The sequence below is a fragment of the Halodesulfurarchaeum sp. HSR-GB genome, assembly GCF_031432215.1.
Lineage (GTDB): Archaea > Halobacteriota > Halobacteria > Halobacteriales > Halobacteriaceae > Halodesulfurarchaeum.
Map to the genome: position 1 here is coordinate 518,064 of NZ_JAVKGN010000001.1, position 17,956 is coordinate 536,019.

At 65.4% G+C, this 17,956-nt stretch carries 16 protein-coding genes; 7 read left to right on the plus strand and 9 right to left on the minus strand.

Annotated elements, in window-relative coordinates; genetic code table 11:
- Positions 1-9 precede the first annotated feature (9 nt).
- From RH831_RS02765 to RH831_RS02790, 6 genes are all read right to left on the minus strand, one after another.
- Positions 10-180: a hypothetical protein gene (locus tag RH831_RS02765; protein WP_310552736.1), complete on the minus strand. Its 171-nt coding sequence runs from the start codon at positions 178-180 to the stop codon at positions 10-12.
- 121 nt (positions 181-301) lie between these two features.
- The gene (locus RH831_RS02770; protein WP_310552737.1) at positions 302-652 is read right to left on the minus strand and encodes a hypothetical protein; all 351 of its coding nucleotides are present in this window, start codon (positions 650-652) and stop codon (positions 302-304) included.
- 2 nt (positions 653-654) lie between these two features.
- Complete coding sequence (locus RH831_RS02775) at positions 655-1,578, minus strand: ABC transporter permease (protein ID WP_310552738.1); 924 nt, start codon at positions 1,576-1,578, stop codon at positions 655-657.
- Positions 1,575-2,594: an ABC transporter permease gene (locus tag RH831_RS02780; RefSeq protein WP_310552739.1), complete on the minus strand. Its 1,020-nt coding sequence runs from the start codon at positions 2,592-2,594 to the stop codon at positions 1,575-1,577. The genes RH831_RS02775 and RH831_RS02780 overlap by 4 nt, the downstream gene beginning before the upstream one ends.
- Before the next feature lie 14 nt (positions 2,595-2,608).
- Positions 2,609-4,279 carry an ABC transporter substrate-binding protein gene (locus tag RH831_RS02785; RefSeq protein ID WP_310552740.1) on the minus strand — a complete coding sequence of 557 codons (1,671 nt, stop codon included), beginning with the start codon at positions 4,277-4,279 and terminating at the stop codon, positions 2,609-2,611.
- A gap of 54 nt (positions 4,280-4,333) precedes the next feature.
- Complete coding sequence (locus RH831_RS02790) at positions 4,334-6,988, minus strand: ABC transporter ATP-binding protein (protein WP_310552741.1); 2,655 nt, start codon at positions 6,986-6,988, stop codon at positions 4,334-4,336.
- Positions 6,989-7,084: 96 nt separating this feature from the next.
- On the opposite strand from RH831_RS02790, the gene RH831_RS02795 reads away from it, so the two are divergent.
- The 5 genes from RH831_RS02795 to RH831_RS02815 all read left to right on the plus strand — a co-directional run bounded on the left by RH831_RS02795 (position 7,085) and on the right by RH831_RS02815 (position 13,241).
- Positions 7,085-7,579: a hypothetical protein gene (locus RH831_RS02795; protein ID WP_310552742.1), complete on the plus strand. Its 495-nt coding sequence runs from the start codon at positions 7,085-7,087 to the stop codon at positions 7,577-7,579.
- 62 nt (positions 7,580-7,641) lie between these two features.
- Entirely contained in the window at positions 7,642-8,490 is an 849-nt protein-coding gene (locus RH831_RS02800) for a CBS domain-containing protein (RefSeq protein WP_071932478.1), read from the plus strand.
- The gene (gene glyS, locus RH831_RS02805) at positions 8,487-10,226 is read left to right on the plus strand and encodes a glycine--tRNA ligase (protein ID WP_310552743.1); all 1,740 of its coding nucleotides are present in this window, start codon (positions 8,487-8,489) and stop codon (positions 10,224-10,226) included. The genes RH831_RS02800 and glyS overlap by 4 nt, the downstream gene beginning before the upstream one ends.
- The gene (locus RH831_RS02810) at positions 10,223-10,780 is read left to right on the plus strand and encodes a dolichol kinase (RefSeq protein ID WP_310552744.1); all 558 of its coding nucleotides are present in this window, start codon (positions 10,223-10,225) and stop codon (positions 10,778-10,780) included. The genes glyS and RH831_RS02810 overlap by 4 nt, the downstream gene beginning before the upstream one ends.
- A 43-nt stretch (positions 10,781-10,823) precedes the next feature.
- Positions 10,824-13,241: a DEAD/DEAH box helicase gene (locus RH831_RS02815; RefSeq protein ID WP_310552746.1), complete on the plus strand. Its 2,418-nt coding sequence runs from the start codon at positions 10,824-10,826 to the stop codon at positions 13,239-13,241.
- On the opposite strand, the gene RH831_RS02820 is transcribed toward RH831_RS02815, so the two are convergent.
- Positions 13,238-13,642, minus strand: a complete 405-nt coding sequence (locus tag RH831_RS02820) for a universal stress protein (RefSeq protein WP_310552747.1) — start codon at positions 13,640-13,642, stop codon at positions 13,238-13,240. The genes RH831_RS02815 and RH831_RS02820 overlap by 4 nt on opposite strands.
- Complete coding sequence (locus RH831_RS02825; RefSeq protein WP_310552748.1) at positions 13,639-14,223, minus strand: Sjogren's syndrome/scleroderma autoantigen 1 family protein; 585 nt, start codon at positions 14,221-14,223, stop codon at positions 13,639-13,641. The genes RH831_RS02820 and RH831_RS02825 overlap by 4 nt, the downstream gene beginning before the upstream one ends.
- An 86-nt stretch (positions 14,224-14,309) precedes the next feature.
- On the opposite strand from RH831_RS02825, the gene RH831_RS02830 reads away from it, so the two are divergent.
- Positions 14,310-16,568 carry an ATP-dependent DNA helicase gene (locus tag RH831_RS02830; RefSeq protein ID WP_310552749.1) on the plus strand — a complete coding sequence of 753 codons (2,259 nt, stop codon included), beginning with the start codon at positions 14,310-14,312 and terminating at the stop codon, positions 16,566-16,568.
- Complete coding sequence (gene cgi121 / locus RH831_RS02835) at positions 16,565-17,056, plus strand: KEOPS complex subunit Cgi121 (protein ID WP_310552750.1); 492 nt, start codon at positions 16,565-16,567, stop codon at positions 17,054-17,056. Before RH831_RS02830 ends, cgi121 begins: the two co-directional genes overlap by 4 nt.
- A 211-nt stretch (positions 17,057-17,267) precedes the next feature.
- Here cgi121 and RH831_RS02840 read toward each other — a convergent pair whose 3' ends face one another.
- Positions 17,268-17,909 carry a protein disulfide oxidoreductase gene (locus tag RH831_RS02840; RefSeq protein WP_310552751.1) on the minus strand — a complete coding sequence of 214 codons (642 nt, stop codon included), beginning with the start codon at positions 17,907-17,909 and terminating at the stop codon, positions 17,268-17,270.
- Between the last annotated feature and the right edge of the window lie 47 nt (positions 17,910-17,956).

A 17,956-nucleotide genomic window follows, 5' to 3' on the forward strand; every position in this document is an offset into this window, starting at 1 on the left:
ACCCGGGTGTCAGCGCCACGCCTCGAGGTCGCGTGTCTCGTCCATCGACGCCGATACCCAGGCGCCGTCCTGGGAAATATCGGCGATGACGAGCCGCGACTCGGAACCGGCCTCATCGACTGCAGCCATGACCTCTCCGGCAGTACCCGTGGCGGCCATGGACGTGGCATCAGACACCATGACGTTTGGTACAACGTCTCATCGATTATTTAAACACGTCGAATCGGAAAGATCCGGGTCTCAAACCGAACGAGAGATCGGACACGGCAGTCGCGAGTCGATCTGAAAACGGTTCGACCGATCAGAAAACGATGAGCCCGATACCTGTCGCCCCAATCATCATTCCGGCACCGAACGCGGCCACCCGCGCCATCGCTCGCCGCGAGCTGGTCTCCGTCCAGCCGGTTCCCAGGTCCATCCGTGCCTGGAGCCCCTCGATTGTCCGACCAAGCATGATCGAACTCGCCCAGGACAGGAGCCCGAAACCGAACCAGATCCCCCCGAACGCGAAGGTACTGTCGATCCAGATGGGGACCGAACGGCCCACGAGACCGAGAACCGTCAGGAAGACCACGGCGAGGACGACCCCGACCAGACCGGCCGGCGCCACGAGTCGAACCCGTTGCTGAATCGCCCAAGTAGCGGTTCGCACGGTCAGTCCACGGCCTCACGCATCCGGGGGTCGAGGGCGTCACGCATGCCGTCACCGAGCAGGTTGAACCCGAGGACGGTCAATGCGAGGAACAGTCCCGGGAAGAAAGACCACCACCAGACCCCGGTCAGGAGGCCCAGACTGACGCCGTTCGAGAGCATCAATCCCCAGGACGGCGTTCCCGCCGAGGCGCCGAAACCCAGGAACGAGAGCGCCGCGAGGTCGATGATCGCGAGCCCGAAGTTGAGGGTGCTCTGGACGGTAATGGGCGCGAGCGTGTTTGGCAAGATGTGTCGAACGAGGATTCGGGGATCGGTCGCCCCGAGGGCCTCGGTGGCATCGATGTACTCGTCTTCGAGGACTGTGAGTGCAGCCCCCCGCACGACGCGGGCAAACCGTGGCGTGTAGACGAGGGTCAGTGCCATCACGGCCCGCCAGAGGCCCAGTTCGTCGGGGAAGATCGAGACGAGAGCCAGGGCGAGGAGCAAGGAGGGGAACGCGAGCAGCACGTCCATCGACCGCATGATGACGTTGTCAGTCACGTCGCCGTAGTAGGCTGCAATGATGCCCATCCCCACCCCGAGTATCGTCGATGCACCGACGGTTATCGAACCGTAGAGCATCGCGTACCAGGCCCCATAGGCGACCCGGGGCAGCAGATCTCGGGCCTGCCCGTCAGTTCCGAAGGGGTACTCCAGACTCGGGGCCGCCCGATTCGGGTTCGTCCCGAGTTGACTCTGTGAGATGACCTCGAGGTCCAGTGCGAACCGGGAATAGATCGCGATGGCAAGCATCGCGAGGATAATCAGAATGCCGGCGAGCGCCAGCCGATTCGACAGGAGCTGGGAGAGGAACGGCGAGGCGCGAAGCCGCTCGAAGAGGCTCCGGGTCGAACTGCCGCCCTCCTGGACTGTTTGTGTACTCATTGGTTGATCCGTGGGTCAAGGTACGAGTAAGTGATGTCGACGCCGAGGTTCACGAGCGTGAAGAGGAACGCGAAGGTCAGCACCGTCCCCTGGACGATGGGGTAATCGCCGACCTTGATCGCCTCGACGAGCAGGACGCCGATACCGCCGATCGCAAAGACCGTCTCGGTCAGGACCGCCCCACCGAGGAGGGTTCCGAACTGGATGCCGATGACCGTGATAACCGGGATGAGCGCGTTTCGGAAGCCGTGTTTGAGGACCGTGATCTTGGCCCCCTGGCCCTTCGCCCGGGCCGTTCGAATGTAGTCCTGTCTGATGACCTCAAGCATCGAGGACCGCATCATCCGGGAGATCAGCGCCATCGAGTAGATGCCGATCGTGAGCGAGGGCAACAACATATGCCTGACCGCAGAGACGAACATATCCCACTCGCCAGCGAGGAGCGTGTCCACGGTCACAAGGCCAGTGACGTGTATCGCCTGGAAGTTGTAAAGCGAGGAGATCCGACCACTCGTCGGCAACACGCCGAAAAACTGGGCGAAGACGAAGATCAGGATCGGCCCACTCCAGAAGATCGGGATGCTGATCCCGGCCAGGGCCCCGACCCGGGAGAGGTGATCGGTGATCGTGTCTTGCTTGATCGCGCTAACGAGGCCGAACGGAATGCCAAAGAGAATGCCGAAAAACTGGCCATAGAGCGCCAGTTCGATGGTCACCGGGAGCTTCTCGATGAGGACCTCCCGGACCGGCGTATTCCGGTAGATGATGTAGGAATCGCCGAAGTTGAGCTGGGCGGCGTTCCAGAGGAAGTCGGCGTACTGAACCCATATCGGATCGTTCAGGCCGAGGCCTTCTCGGATCTGTTCGACGAACTCCTCGCTCGCTCGTTGCCCGGCGATCGTCAGTGCCGGATCACCCGGAGACAGATGCAAAATTGAGAACACGACTGTCGCCACCCCGATCAGCACGGGGACGAGCAGCAGGAGGCGTTTGATGACGAAACGCTTCGGAAACATCGGCTCGTCGAAGCCTATTCGACGGAGACGTAATTAAGATACGGACCGCTGATGGTTGCGACGGTGTAGTTCTGCACGCGATTGGCGACACCGCGAAGCTCCTCGGCGTAGTCCAGGTAGACCCACGGCGCCTCGTCGTGGGCGATCTGCATCGCCTCGTTGTAGAGCTCCTCACGCTCGGCGTCGTCGAGGGATCGCTGGCCCTCCTCGACCAGGTCCATGTACTCGCGGTTTGCCCATCCCGCGCGGTTGCTCGTGTTGAAGCCCTCGGTGTCGAAGCTAACCCAGTCCTGGCCCTCCGTGAGCTGGTCCGCCTCGACCTGTGGGTGCAACAGCGCGTACGCGAAGTTGTCCGGGTCCGCGTTGTCGGTCATCCAGCCGAGGAAACACGCGTCGTGTCGACCTTCGGCGGTGTATTCGAGGAACGGCCCGAAGGACTGCTGGTTGATCTCCACGTCGATGCCGACCTCGCCGAGGTTCGACGAGACGGTCTCGGCGGTCTGCAGCGGCGACGGGTTGTACGCCCGCGGGTTCTGGAAGGTGGCCAGTTCGAAGGAGAACCCATCGCCGTAGCCGGCCTCATCGAGGAGTTGCTGGGCCTCGTCGGGATCGTACGGGTAGGGATCGAGATCCTCGTTGTACCCCAGGAGGTTCGGTGGCAGCGGCTGGCTTGCCTGGACCGCCACACCGGCGTAGATCTCTTCGACGATGGACTCCGTGTCGATGGCGTAGCTGATTGCCTGACGGACCCGGCGGTCCTGGAATTGCTCGATCGAGGAGAGGTTGAACGCCATGTAGCCGATGTTGATCCCCTCCTTGCGCTCGAGTGACGCGTTGTCGAAGCCCTCGACCTGCTGGGCGGACTGGGCACCGAGGCCGTCGATGATGTCCAGTTCGCCGGAGCCGAGTGACTGGGCTCGCGTCGAGTTCTCACCGACGGTGACGAAGACGAGTTCGTCGACGTGGGGGCCTTCACCCCAGTAGTCCTCGTTGGCCGACAGCCGGATCTGCTCGTTGCCGTCGTCGAGGGTCTCAAGCTCGAAGGGACCAGTTCCGTTCGCATTTGACTGCAGGTCCGTTCCGTACTCTTCGATGGATGCCTCCGAGTGGACCGCAGAGGGGAACATGGCCAGGTTCCGGAAGAACGGGGCGTATTGCTGGGACAACTCGATCGTCATCTCGTAATCCCCGTCCACCTGAATGTCTTCGATCCAGTTCCCGAGCGTGAAGTTGCCGTACGCGGACACGTAATCGTCTCCAGCGTAGTACTCGTAATCCGAATCGGTGAAGCGGCGATAGGTCGCCACGAAGTCCTGGGCGGTGAACTCCTCGCCGTCGTGGAAGGTCACACCCTCTCGGAGCGTCAGCGAGACGGTCTGGCCGTCCATCGAGTAGTCCGTCGCCAACCCCTCGCGCAGCGTCGCCTCACCCGGGACGAAGTCGATCAGCTTGTCATAGAGGTTCTCGGTGACCTTCGCGACCTCGCCACTGGTACTGTTCTGGAAGTCAAGCGTCGTCGAGTGGCTGCCACGGCCGTATCGCAACAGCGTGGAATCCTCGGAATCCCCGTTGTCTTGGTCGTCAGTCCCATTACCACTACATCCCGCGAGTGCAGCAGTAACGGCAGCACCGCCGGCTGCGGTGAGAAATCCCCGACGCGAAACCGTGCTGTCACTGGATGACATGAAATTACCTCAGATGTGTAACTATCATAAATGTTTGCATCAATTCAGATCTCGTCAATCCAGCAGATGACACGCCGCGGGATGGTCTCCATCCGACAAGACTGGGTCCGCAACCTCACAGACACTCTCGAAGGTATCGGAGAGGAGCGATTCCGCCTCCTCCCAGTCGCCCGAGGCGACCTGTTCTACTGCCGACTCGAGTACGCTACCGGCCTCACCGGCCGGAACCGTGTCGAAGTGGTCCTCGCGCAACTGCTCGGCAATTGCACGGGGCGTCTCGGAGTCGGCCTCGTGGGTCGCCGTCTCCAGGTCGATTGTCCGGTCCTCCACGCGCTGTTTGAAGAACATGATCTCCCGATACACCTCCTGATCCACGTCGAGGTCGTCCGGCGGAATGATTTGCGGGCAGCGCGTACGGAAGTGACAGCCCGACGGCGGGTCGATGGGGGATGGAACGTCACCCCGCAGGATGTCGCGGTCTTCGGTTCCCACCGTCGGATCCGGAACCGGAATCGCCGAGAGCAGAGCCTGTGTGTACGGGTGTCGGGGATCTTCGAATAGCGCTTCGGTGTCCGCGAGTTCGACGATCTCGCCGAGATACATCACCGCGACGCGGTCGGAGATGTGTCGCACAACCGAGAGGTCGTGGGCGATGAACAGGTACGTGAGGTCAAAGCGGTTCTGCAGGTCCTCGAGCAGATTGAGGATCTGGGCCTGGACCGAGACGTCCAGTGCCGAGACCGGTTCGTCGGCCACGATGAAGTCCGGATCCACCGCCAGCGCACGGGCGATTCCGACCCGTTGGCGCTGGCCACCCGACATTTCGTGTGGATACCGGTTGTACTGGCCAGTTTCGAGCCCGACGGCTTCGATGAGCTGGTTGACCCGACGGCGGCGTCGGAGCCGGTCGCTGTCGCCAGCGGAGACGACAACCGAGATCAGTTCGATCCGGCCCGATTCCGAGCGTGAAACCGTGGTTTCGACGCCAACGTGTTCGTCCACCTCGACGGTGACGTCGTCGTCCGCGACCGCCACGGAAACGTGTACCGTCGAGATGTCCTCAGCCGCCCCGACCACGGCATCCACCTCGTCACCAACCTCGACTTCCACACGGTCCCGTTCGATTCCCGAAACCGTGAGGTCGGCCGTCGTGCTGACGGACGGATCGCTCTCCGGGAGGTCGTGTATCTTGAGCGGTTCCATGATCGTCTGCCCGACTGTCAGTCGGGGGTCGAGCGAGGAGAGGGGGTCCTGGAAGATCATCTGCATGTCCTTCCTGGCCTCCCGCAACCCGGACCGATCCAGGTCGGTGAGGTCAGTGCCGGCAAAGAGAACCCGTCCGTCGGTCGGCTCGACGAGATGGAGGAGGGCCCGGCCAGCCGTCGATTTCCCACAGCCGGACTCCCCGACGAGGCCGAGTGTCTCACCTGGGTAGATCGAGAAGTCGACCCCGTCGACGGCCTTGACACTCTTTCCGGTGCCACCGAGGAAGCGATCGAGAACGCCGTCGTCTTCCTCGTAGTACTTCTTGAGGTCGGAGACCTCGAGTAACGGTTCTGCCCCGCGCTCCCCGGTGTCCTGTGGGAGGACGCTGTCCGTCCCGTATTTCGACTTATCGAAATCCTCGAGGAGACACTTCGACCGGTGGTCCACCGCGGTCCCACCGTGTTGCCGGAATTCGATCTCGCCGTCCGTACAGCCATCGGTCACCCAGGGACAGCGGGGGGCGAAGTGACAGCCCTCGGGCATGTCGATGAGGTCGGGGACGTTGCCGGCGATGGGCGTGAGACGCTCCTTGTCCTCGGTCGGGATGGATTCGAGCAGCGTGTAGGTGTAGGGATGGGATGGGTTCGCAAAGACCTCCTCGGCGGGCCCTTCCTCGACGATCTCACCGGCGTACATCACGGCGACCCGATCACAGGTCTCGGCCACCACGCCGAGGTCGTGAGTGATCATGAGAACGGACATCCCCAGTTCGGCCTGTAACTCGTCGATGAGGTCCAGAATCTGGGCCTGAATCGTCACGTCAAGGGCCGTGGTCGGCTCGTCGGCGATGAGCAAGTCCGGCTGGCTCGCCAGCGCGATCGCGATGAGAACCCGCTGACGCATTCCACCGGAGAACTCGTGAGGGTACTCCTCGAAGCGGGCCCCTGGCTCCGGAATGCCGACCTCTTCGAGGATCTCGATCGTGCGTTCGCGGATCTCCGGGTCGATATCCCGACTGATTTGGGGCAGGATCTCGCGAATGGCGTTCAGCCACGTGTCCTTTCGCCGGCCGCCGAACTGGTGGAGGGACAGGCTCTCCGCGACCTGCTCGCCGACCGTATGGGCCGGGTTGAGGGACGTCATCGGGTCCTGAAAGATCATACTGATCGCCTGCCCCCGCACGAGACGAAGCGCCGCCTCCGGGGCAGCGGTCAGGTCGACGGTGTTGCCGTCGACGAAAGTTGGGTTAGAAAACGTCTCACGGAGTTCAGCAGCAATCTCGGCATCCGTGAATTCGATGGTCCCCCCGGCAATCTCACCGGGATCGTCGACGAGACCCATCGTCGACAGCGCCGTGACACTCTTGCCAGAGCCGGACTCCCCGACCAGGCCGACAGTCTCCCCGGGCTCGATCTCGAGATCGATCCCGTCGACTGCCTTGACCTGACCGCGGTCGGTAGCGAATTGGGTGCGGAGATCCTCCATAGAGAGCAGCGGCGGCATACCCACCGTTTGTCCCCGCGTCGGCGATATATCTTTTCACTGCTGAAGGTTCGTCGGGAGACAATGTTTACCCGTCAGGGACCACCCAATGCGGGTATGGATGACGTGAGTCACCCGTTGGACGGCGACCAGAGTCGGTGGCAGGAAGTCGTCGAGGAGAGCCAATCGCTGGCCGCGGACTACGAAACACAGGGGTGGGACGTCTTCGCCCCCGTCCCAGGAGATGTCGTTCCGGTACCGGCACCGGGTGGCTCGGAGACGACAAAAGTGGGCCTTGACGTACTCGTCTCCGGTGACGAGTTCGAGAAACTGGAATCGATGGTCGAGACCGGGACCTTCGACGAGTTCGAGGCGTTCAACGCGCAGGACGGGGGGCTGGTCTACGCCACGGTCGTCTTTCGGTCCTCGGCCGAGGAGACCGCTGTCTGCCTCCCGCTTTACTATCGCACCGCCGAGGCCGACCGGATGCTCGAACGGGTGCGGGGGGGCGAGCAACTCCACGTCTACCTCCACCCGCTTTCCGGCGAGCAACACGTCCAGTTCGGCGTCGAGGACCCCCGGCCGCTGTTCCCCCCGGAGGACCTCGAATGAATTCGAGAACTCGACATGGAGTGTCGTAGCCTACATATGCGAGGATGCTGTAAACCGCTCACATGAAAGTCGCCGACGCGATGACACCCCGGGAGGACGTGGTCACTGTCTCGCTTCCCGGAACCAGGGACGACGTCCTGGAGTACCTCCAGGAGCGGGCCTTCTCCTCGGTCCCGGTAGTCAAAGAAACGGACGACGGCGAACAGTACCGCGGGCTCGTCTCCCGCGAGGCCCTGATCGCCAGACCGGACGAGGACCAGCTCGCCATCCTGATGGAGGACGTCCCGACGACCGAGAGCGAAGCGGACATCCACGACGTGGCGCAGGTCATGGCCGAAACTGGCGAGCGGCGCATCCCCGTCGTCAACGGGGGCTCGTTGACCGGGATGATCACCGTCACGGACATCATCCGGGCCATCGCTGACGGCGACGTCGACGGCGACCTCGAAGTCGGCGACCTCGCGAGTTACGACGTGAACACGGTCTTCGTGGGCACGCCGCTGGTCGTCGCCGAGCGGGAGATCGCTTTTGCCAACGTGCCGTATGCCATCGCGCTCGACGAGACGGGCGAGATGGCGGGCATCATCACCGAGGTCGACCTCATCGATGTGGCCGAGGTCGTCGAGGGCGAAGACGCCACCGGCGATTCGATCGCCAACCAGGACGACGACTGGATGTGGGAGGGCATCAAGGCCGTCGGCAACCGCTACCTGCCGACCCGCGACGTCGAACTCCCGGACGCGCCGGTCAGCGAGTACATGAGCGATCAGCTGGTGAGCGTGACCGGGACCCGCAGCGCGCGGGAGGTGGCCGGCCTGCTCCTGGACAACGACATCGAGCAGGTCCCGCTGAAGCGGGGGGACGAACTCGTCGGGGTCGTTCGCGACGTGGATCTCATCGCCGGACTATGAAGGCCCTGACCGAACTCGCAAAACGCCGGGGGTTTTTTTTCCAGACCGGGAAAGCCTACGGCGGCGTCGGCGGGTTCTACACCTACGGTCCGGAGGGGGCGACCCTCAAGTCGACCGTCGAATCGACCTGGCGTGACCGCTGGGTGACACGGGAGGGCCACGACGAGATCGACGCCCCGACGATCCTCCCCGAGGCGGTCTTCGAGGCCTCGGGCCACCTCGACGGTTTCGATGACCTGCTGGTCGAGTGCCCGGAGTGTCAGAGCAGCCACCGGGCCGATCACCTGATCGAGGACCAGACCGACATCGCCGAGGCCGAGAGTTTCACGCCCAGGGAGATCGAATCGCTGCTCGCCGAACACGAGATCGAGTGCCCGAGCTGTGGGGCCCCGCTCGCCGGCGAACCGGTCGAGGAGTTCAACCTCATGTTCGAGACCGCGATCGGCCCCGGATCGACGAACAAGGGCTATCTCCGCCCGGAGACCGCCCAGGGGATTTTCGTCGACTTCCCGCGGCTCCGCGAGTACGCCCGTGGCGAGTTGCCCTTCGGCGTGGCACAGATCGGTCGGGCCTACCGCAACGAGATCAGCCCGCGAAACGCCATCGTGCGCACGAGAGAGTTCACCCAGGCCGAACTCGAACTGTTCTTCGACCCCGAGAGCGACGAGCCGCCGCTTTCCCGGGTCGCAGACGTCGAGGCCCCGCTTTATAGCGCCGCAGACCAGGACGGCGACGGCGAGGTGCGCTTCGAACCGATCGGTGAGGCCGTCGAGTCCGGCCCCATCGCCGACGACTGGGTCGGGTACTACGTGGGCGTGGCGACCGAGTGGTACGAGCGAATCGGCATCGACCTGGATCGGCTCCGGTTCAGACAGCACCAGCCCGAGGAGCGGGCCCACTACGCCACGGACTGCTGGGACGCCGAGGCCGACGTGAGCGGGCCCGACGAGGAACCGAACTGGATCGAACTGGCGGGCATCGCCAACCGGGGGACCTACGACCTCTCCCATCACGCGGCCCACACCGACGAGCGGTTCAGCGTCTTCCAGGAGTACGACGAACCACGCACGGTCGAGCGCGCCACCGTCGACCCCGATATGGCCGCCCTCGGGCCGGAGTACGGGTCCCAGGCCGCTGAAATTGCCACTGCACTGGAGGAGCTGGCCGAGACCGACCAATCGGCCTTCGAAGGCGACAGCGTCAGCGTCGAACTCGAGGCGGAGACCGTCGACGTGCCCATCGAGCAGACCGGCTTCCAGGTCGAGGAAGTCACCGAGCGGGGCCAGCACGAGACCCCGACCGTGATCGAGCCCTCGATGGGGATCGACCGGACCGTCTATGCCATCCTGGTCCACGCCTACGACGAGGACGAGATCGACGACGAGGAACGGACCGTCCTTCGCCTCCCGGCCGAGATGGCCCCCACCCTGGTCGGGGTCTTCCCGCTGATGGACAAGGACGGCCTCGGCGAGCGGGCCCGCGAACTGGAACGGGAGTTGCGTGCGGCCGGACTCGCCACGACCTACGACGACTCGGGGGCGATCGGTCGCCGCTACCGTCGCCAGGACGAGGTCGGCACCCCGTACACGGTGACCGTCGACTACGAGAGTTTAGAGACCGACACCGTCACGATCCGGGACCGGGACACCACCGAGCAGGTTCGGGTTCCGATGGCCGAACTACCCGAGACCCTCGCCGCGCTCCGTGACGGCGAGCGCACCTTCGAACAGCTGTGAGCGAACCCGGCCGGCGGCTGGTGCACGCGAGTGGGAGTCTGGTCCCGATCGCCTACGTCTTCGAGGTGCTCACCTGGCGGCAGGTCCAGGGACTGCTCGTCCTCGCGCTGGCCGTCGTCACGGTCCTGGAGGGATTGCGTCTCTCCGGCCGACTCGACTGGTGGGTCTACGAGCGGTTCACCCGCGACTACGAGGCACACTGGCCTGCCGGCTACGCGCTGGCGCTCCTCGGTGCGACCGCGACCGTCCTGGTCTTTCGGCCCACGGTGGCGGTGCCGGCACTCCTCATGCTGACCATCGCCGATCCGATCAGCGGCGTGCTCTCGAGTGACGAACTCGCGGTGAAGCAGGGCTACGTGTTGCTGGTGACCTTCGGGGTCAGTCTCGGCATTGCCGGGCTGCTTCGGGTCCCCCTGCTCGCGGCAGTGCTGGGCGCGGGCGCAGCCACCGTCGCCGACGGCGTCAAGCCCACCATCGCGGGCTACGTCATCGACGACAACCTCACCATCCCCGTCGCCGCCGCGACCGCGATGGAACTCGGCCTGTTCTTCTAGACACACGAACCCTTAACCGCTCGAACGCACAATCCACGATCGAATGGCAGCAGGCGAGGGGACACTCGAATCGCCCCTGATCGAACCGGGCGCGATCGAGGCACGACCGTACCAGACAGATCTGGTCGAGAAGGCCCGGGACGCCCACACGCTCGTCTCCCTGCCCACCGGCCTCGGGAAGACCGCGGTGAGCCTGCGGGTGACCGCCCACCGACTCGCCGACCGGCCGGACGCGAAGGCCATGCTCCTGGCCCCGACAAAGCCCCTCGTCGAGCAACACGCCGCGTTCTACCGGGAGGCGCTAACGATTCCCGACGAGCAGATCGTCGTCTTCACCGGCGAGACCGCCCCCGAGGATCGAGGGGCGCTGTTCGCCGACGCTCGAATCATCGTCGGCACACCCCAGGTGATCGAGAACGACCTGCTGGGCAATCGGATCGATCTCGAACCCGTGGTCCATCTGACCTTCGACGAGTGTCATCGGGCGAGCGGGGACTACCCCTACGCCTACGTCGCCGAACGCTACCACGAAGCGGCCGCCGACCCGCTCGTGACCGGGATGAGCGCCTCGCCGGGCGACGACGAGGAAGCCATCGAACAGGTCATGGCCAATCTGGGCCTGGAGCGGGTCGCGGTGAAAACCGAATCCGACCCGGACGTGGCCGAGTACACTCACGAGACCGACGTCGAGTGGGTGCGGGTCGAACTCCCGGAGGCGGTTATCGAGATCCGGGATCTGTTACAGGAGGTGCTCGCCGACCGGCTGGGAACCCTGCGAGAACTCGGTGTCACCGGCAAGACCGACCCGGAGATCTCACAGGGAGACCTCCACGAGATCCGCAAGAAGCTCCAGCGGCGGATCGACGACGGCGATTCGGCGGGCTACGAGGGCATGTCCGTCCACGCCGAGATCATGAAGGTAAAGCGGGCCGTCGAACTGGTCGAGACCCAGAGTGTCGACGCCCTGCGGCGGTACTTCGAGCGCCAGCGAAACGCCGCCCGCTCCTCGGGGGCCTCGAAGGCCAGCCAGCGGTTCGTCTCGGACCCACAGATCAAGCGAGCGATGTCGAAAGCCGAGTCCTTCGAGGACCTCCACCCGAAATTCCGCCGGGTGCGCATTTTGCTCGCGGAGACGCTGGGCGTGCGGGACGGCGACCGGGTCATCGTCTTCACCGAGTCCCGGGACACCGCCGAGGCGCTCACGGAGTTTCTCTCGGCTCACTTCTCGGTCCGGCGGTTCGTCGGCCAGGGCGACAAGGAGGGGTCCTCCGGGATGACCCAGACCGAACAGACGGAGGTGCTCGAGGCCTTCCGCGCGGGGGAGTTCGAGGTCCTGGTCTCGACCTCCGTCGCCGAGGAGGGGCTTGACGTCCCGGAGGTCGATCTGGTCTGTTTCTTCGAGCCGGTTCCCAACGCGATCCGTTCGATCCAGCGCAAGGGTCGAACTGGCCGACAGGCCCGGGGGCGAGTCGTGGTGTTACTGGCCGAGGACACCCGCGACGAGGCCTACTTCTGGATCTCGCGCCGCCGCGAGGACGAGATGGCCGCCGAACTCGAGGGATTGCGCGAGGCCGCCCCGGAACTCGAAGCCGAATTCAGTGACGAACAGGCCGGCCTGGAGACCTTCGCCGGGGAGGAGGGCCCGACCGACACGTCCGAGGAGCGAGAAGCCGACACGGGGGACGGACAGGCCGGCATCGCGGACTTCGGGGCGGCGGAGACGAATGGGACAGGAGCGACAGAAGCGCCGGCGGGAGAAGAGACAGTGGACGACTCTGGGGTCGTCGCCGAGGCGGGCGGCGAGGACCACGTCGAGATCGTGATCGACCAGCGGGAACTGGACGCCAGCATCGCCCGGGACCTCTCGAAGCGCGAAGGGGTACAGACCCGCCTGGAGACACTCGAGGTGGGTGATTACGTGCTCAGCGACCGCGTGGCCGTCGAGCGCAAGACCATCGAGGACTTCCTCTCGACCCTGCTCGACGGCGATCGGGGGCTGTTCGACCAGATCGGCGATCTGACCCGCCACTACGGCCGTCCGGTCCTGGTGATCGAGGGTGAGGGAGACCTCTACGGCGAGCGAAACGTCCACCCGAACGCGATCCGGGGGGCCCTCGCCAGCCTGGCCGTGGATTTCGGCGTCTCGGTGCTTTTTACCCCGGACGAAACCGAGACGGCGGCGCTGCTAGAGACCATCGCCAGACGCGAGCAAGAAACGCGGGACCGCGAGGTGAGCGTCCATGGCACCTCCGCGGCGAAGACGCTCACGGAGCAACAGGAGTACGTCGTCGCGTCGATCGCGGACATCGGCCCGATCACCGCTCGCTCGCTATTGGAGGCGCTTGGCAGCGTCGAAGCGGTCCTCACGGCGGATGAAGAGACCCTTCAGTCAGTCGAGGGTGTGGGAGAAGTCACGGCAAGCCGGATCCGCGAGGTCGTCGGGAGCGAGTATGTGAGTTAGGGGACGACCGTGAGCCGGACCCGCTCGCTTCGCAGTACCGTCTCCGCAGCACTGCCCAGCAGCGCCCGCTCGACCGGGCCGGGTGGCTCGGCGTGGCCCATCACCACGTGATCGGCCCCGCGCTCGGCGACCAGATCCAGCACGTCCTCGCCCAGTCGGTCCGCCGGCCGGAAGTCGAGATCGAGATCGGTCGAGAGGGAGAGCGAGGCCTCGACGTCGGTCGCGTCGAGGATGCGACGGGCCCGGTCGAGGACCGCCTCGGCCGCCGGCGTTCGGTCGGTCGTGATGTGCACCACGTCCAGGGTCGCATCGAAGGCCGCCGCGAGGTCCACGGCATACGAGAGGGCCCGATAGCTCACGTCCGAGCCGTCGATGGGCACGAGCACCCGGTCGGTCGTCATCGGCCGGCGAGTGCCGCGAGAGCCTCGGCAGCCTCGCGAGCGGCCTCGAGGAAGGCTTTTGCCTGCTGTGGGTCCTCGCTCGTCCGGGCCCGCTCGGCGAGGACGGCGATCGTCTGGGAGAGGGACTCCTGGGCCCCAGCGTCGCCGGCGGCGACCGGCGTTCCACCGGGTGCGGTCGCAGTCCGGGCTGCTGTCGTTCCGGGCCCCTGGCTGGGTTCAGTTCCGGGGTCGGTCTGGCCGGCCCCAGCATCGACCTGGCTGGCCCCGGGGTCCACCTGGCCCCCGGCCGCCGGGTCAGCGCCGCCCGTCGACGCGCCAACACCCGGTTCGGCGGATGAATCCTCGCTCTCGGGCTGGCTCTCTGCGGCCGGCTGACCCTCGGCCTGACAGGTGGGGCAGAACTCCTGGCCCTGATAGCGGAAGATCGGCGAGCCACAGGTGTCACAGTGTTTGTTCGTCATCGTCGCGCCCTGGAGCAGTAGCTCGCTCATCCGCTCGGTGGCTTCCCGATCCCCCTGGTCGGCCTCGTATTTCTCCCGGAGCCGTTCCCGTTCGGCCTCCTTGTCGAAGTTTTCGCTCATTGGTCGGCACGTCGGGCCGCGACGGTTAAAATGGCGCGGGTGAGAGCCCGACATCTTATAACCGGGGCCGGACCTAGGCCTGCTCAATGCAGGTCGAGGACCTCTCGGGGCTCCCCGACGGGGTGACAGCACACTTCGCGTCCGCGGGCATCGAGGAGCTCTATCCCCCCCAGGCCGCCGCCGTCGAGGCCGGCGTGCTCTCCGGGGAGAGTGTCGTCGCCAGCGTGCCGACGGCGAGTGGCAAGACCCTCATCGCCCAGCTCGGGATGCTCTCGGCCATCCACGAGACCGGCGGGATGGCCCTGTACATCGTGCCGCTTCGGGCCCTCGCCAGCGAGAAGGCCGCCGAGTTCGAGGCCTTCGAGCAGTTCGGACTCGACGTGGCGGTCTCGACGGGCAACTACGAGGAGGACGGCGACTGGCTGGGGAACGCCGACGTGGTCGTCGCGACCTCCGAGAAGGTCGACTCGCTCATCCGGAACGGCGCGGATTGGATCGACGACCTGGCGTGTGTCGTCGCCGACGAGGTCCACCTGGTTGATGACCGGGGCCGGGGACCGACCCTGGAGGTGACCCTCGCGAAGCTCCGCTCCCGAGTTCCCTCCCTCCAGGTCGTCGCGCTCTCCGCGACTATCGGCAACGCCGACGAGATCGCCGACTGGCTCGATGCCGAACTGGTCGACTCGGACTGGCGGCCGATCGAACTCCGGACCGGGGTCCACTACGGTGACGCGCTGCACCTCGACGACGGCACGACAACGGAGCTCCCCACCGGCTCGCACGACCAGACCGAGGCGCTGGTCGCGGACACCATCGCGGAGGACGGCTCGGCGCTGGTCTTCGTCAACTCCCGACGGAACGCCGAAGCCGCGGCCCGGCGGCTGGGCGCGGTGACCGAATCGGCACTCTCCGCCGCGGACCGGGACGCCCTCCAGGAGGTCGCCGACGAGATCCGGGCCGTCAGCGACACGGAGACCAGCGAGGACCTGGCGGCGGCCGTCGAGAAGGGAGCGGCCTTTCACCACGCCGGCCTCGCTCGCGGCCATCGCACCCTCGTCGAGGACGCCTTCCGGGAGCGGTTGATCCGGGCCGTCAGCGCCACCCCCACACTCGCGGCCGGCGTGAACACGCCGAGTCGGCGGGTCGTGGTCCGGGACTGGCGGCGCTACGACGGGTCGACGGGTGGGATGGCCCCGCTCTCGACCCTGGAGGTCCATCAGATGTTCGGGCGCGCGGGCCGGCCCGGCCGTGATCCTCACGGCGAGGCCGTCCTGCTCGCGAAGTCCCACGACGAACTGGAGGAGCTGTTCGACCGCTATGTCTATGCCGACCCCGAGCCGGTTCGCTCGAAGCTGGCCGCCGAGCCGGCGCTGCGCTCACACGTGCTCTCGACGGTCGCCACCGGCTTCGTCCGCAGTCACGAGGGGCTGCTCGAATTCCTCGGCGAGACGCTGTACGCCTCCCAGACCGACGATCCATCCCGGCTGGAGGCGGTCACCGAGGACGTTCTGGAGTATCTCGATCGAAACGACTTCCTGGTCCGAGAGAACGGCGACTTGCGGGCCACGCCGGCCGGGCATCTGGTCTCTCAGCTCTACCTCGATCCGATGTCCGCGGCGATCATCATCGACGGGCTCCGTGCGGGTGAGGGCTCGCCCACCCCGCTGGGGCTCTATCACCTGGTGAGTCGCACGCCGGACATGTACGAGCTGTACCTGAAGTCCGGCGACGAGTCGACCTACACGGAGATCGCTTACGAGCGGGAGCGAGAACTGCTCGGGCAGACCCCATCCGAGTTCGCCGAGGGCGAGTTCGAGGACTGGCTCTCGGCCCTGAAGACCGCCAAACTCCTGGAGGACTGGGCCGAGGAGCTCGACGAGGACCGGATCGCCGAGCGCTACGGCGTCGGCCCCGGGGACATCCGTGGGAAGGTCGAGACCGCCGAGTGGTTGCTCCAGGCCGCAGAGCGACTCGCCGGGGAACTCGAAATACGTTCGGCGAGCGCGATTCGCGAGGCCCGAATCCGGGTCGAACACGGGATCCAGGCGGACCTGCTCGACCTGGTGGGGATTCGACACGTCGGCCGAAAGCGGGCCAGACGCCTCCGTGAGGCTGGGTTCGAAACCCGCGAAGATCTGCGACAGGCCGAACCGGGACGGGTGCTCGCAGCGCTTTCCGGGCGGCGCAAGACCACGGAGAAAGTCCTCGCGAGCGCGGGGCACCCCAACCCGGACCTCGACGGGGTCGAGGCGGACGAGGACACACCGTCGAGCCAGCACACGACCACCCGGGACCCCCCGGAGAACTCGCAGCGCACGCAGGCCAATCTGGGTGAGTTCGAGTGAAGACGGTGACGGGCCGGGTGAGGATCGACGGAGAGGACGACCTCCAGTCGCTCCTCGATTCGCTCCGGCGTGTCGGGACGGACCACGACGTGCTGGTCCAGGCCTTCGACGCCCGCTACATCGCCGGGCCGACCCACCTCGAATCGGCGCTCGCCCACGCGAAGCGCTCGATGGAACGGGGGGAGAACGTCGCCGACGATCTCGCGGTCGAGGTCCTGTGCTATGCGGCCGGCCGCCGACAGATCGACCGGGCGATGGAACTCGGCCTGGGCACCGGCGAACAGTCGGTGATCGTGCTAATCGACGGCGAGCGAGAGACTGCAGCAGCTGCGGCGGTCGCCGAACTCGTTTCGGCGGGATCGGTAGAGCCCTCGGCGGAGCATCTCAGCGACTTCTTCGGGATTACCCGGGCGGAGCGGGAGGCCACCACCGGAACCCTCACCGACCTGGTGCTCGAACGGGTGGCGCTGCTCGACGTCGAGAAGTAAGGCGGCGGATCGGGTTCTCCAGTTGAAACGAAGGGGTTCGAACGCGTCGCCGTCAGTCGATTACGTGAAACCGATTCACATGGGCATGCTGTGCCCGAAGAAACGGTCGGACGGGAAAATCGAGGGAACACGACGGGCGTTCCACACGAAACGCCGCCCGCGTGCGTCAGTCAATCGCACGACTGGTGTCTGACACCACGTCGGAACCGACTTACAGCGCGTTCTTGACCTGTTCGAGGAACTGCTGGGGCGGCTGTGCGCCCGTGAACTCGCCGGCCTCGTCGTTGATGTTGACCTGCGGGACACCGCGGACACCGAAGTCCTGGGAGAGCTCCATGAACTCCTGGGCCTCGATCATCTCGGAGGTGAAGTTGGAGTTCTCGATCGCGAACTTGTGGGCGGTCTCGACGGCCTGCGGGCAGTGCGGGCAGGTCAGGGTGACAAAGACCTTGAGGTTCACCGGCTCGTCGATCTCGGCCAGTTCCGCCTTGATATTCTCATCGAGGCCGCTCTCGCCGGTGGAGACCGCGACGATGTCACGGACGTAGGCACCGAACTCCTGGCCCGAGGGGATGCCATAATAGCGCACGCCCTTGATCTCGCCGTCGGTGATGACGGTGACCGGGGCCTGGTCGTACTTGTTTGCATCCCACTCCTCGGCGGCCTCGCTGTCCATGTCGTGGACCTCGACCGTGTACTTCTCGCTGAGGGATTCGAGTTCCTCGTTGAGTTCCACAGTCTCCTCGCAGTACTCACAGTTCCCGTCCGTGAAGACGTGAGCCGTGACTTCGTTCGTCATCTGCTCGAAGACTTCCCGGACGTCGTCGCGGTTCTCGTCGGAGAGTATTGCCATCTTAACTCAACACTACCGCCCCAGCTATTAATATGTGTTGGGCTCGG

Bases quoted from the DNA above. Each gene is read 5' to 3' on its own strand.
- RH831_RS02765 (WP_310552736.1), bottom strand. From the start codon at position 180: ATGGTGTCTGATGCCACGTCCATGGCCGCCACGGGTACTGCCGGAGAG.
- RH831_RS02775 (WP_310552738.1), bottom strand. From the start codon at position 1,578: ATGAGTACACAAACAGTCCAGGAGGGCGGCAGTTCGACCCGGAGCCTC.
- RH831_RS02780 (WP_310552739.1), bottom strand. From the start codon at position 2,594: ATGTTTCCGAAGCGTTTCGTCATCAAACGCCTCCTGCTGCTCGTCCCC.
- RH831_RS02785 (WP_310552740.1), bottom strand. From the start codon at position 4,279: ATGTCATCCAGTGACAGCACGGTTTCGCGTCGGGGATTTCTCACCGCA.
- RH831_RS02790 (WP_310552741.1), bottom strand. From the start codon at position 6,988: ATGCCGCCGCTGCTCTCTATGGAGGATCTCCGCACCCAATTCGCTACC.
- RH831_RS02795 (WP_310552742.1), top strand. From the start codon at position 7,085: ATGGATGACGTGAGTCACCCGTTGGACGGCGACCAGAGTCGGTGGCAG.
- RH831_RS02800 (WP_071932478.1), top strand. From the start codon at position 7,642: ATGAAAGTCGCCGACGCGATGACACCCCGGGAGGACGTGGTCACTGTC.
- glyS (WP_310552743.1), top strand. From the start codon at position 8,487: ATGAAGGCCCTGACCGAACTCGCAAAACGCCGGGGGTTTTTTTTCCAG.
- RH831_RS02815 (WP_310552746.1), top strand. From the start codon at position 10,824: ATGGCAGCAGGCGAGGGGACACTCGAATCGCCCCTGATCGAACCGGGC.
- RH831_RS02820 (WP_310552747.1), bottom strand. From the start codon at position 13,642: ATGACGACCGACCGGGTGCTCGTGCCCATCGACGGCTCGGACGTGAGC.
- RH831_RS02825 (WP_310552748.1), bottom strand. From the start codon at position 14,223: ATGAGCGAAAACTTCGACAAGGAGGCCGAACGGGAACGGCTCCGGGAG.
- RH831_RS02830 (WP_310552749.1), top strand. From the start codon at position 14,310: ATGCAGGTCGAGGACCTCTCGGGGCTCCCCGACGGGGTGACAGCACAC.
- RH831_RS02840 (WP_310552751.1), bottom strand. From the start codon at position 17,909: ATGGCAATACTCTCCGACGAGAACCGCGACGACGTCCGGGAAGTCTTC.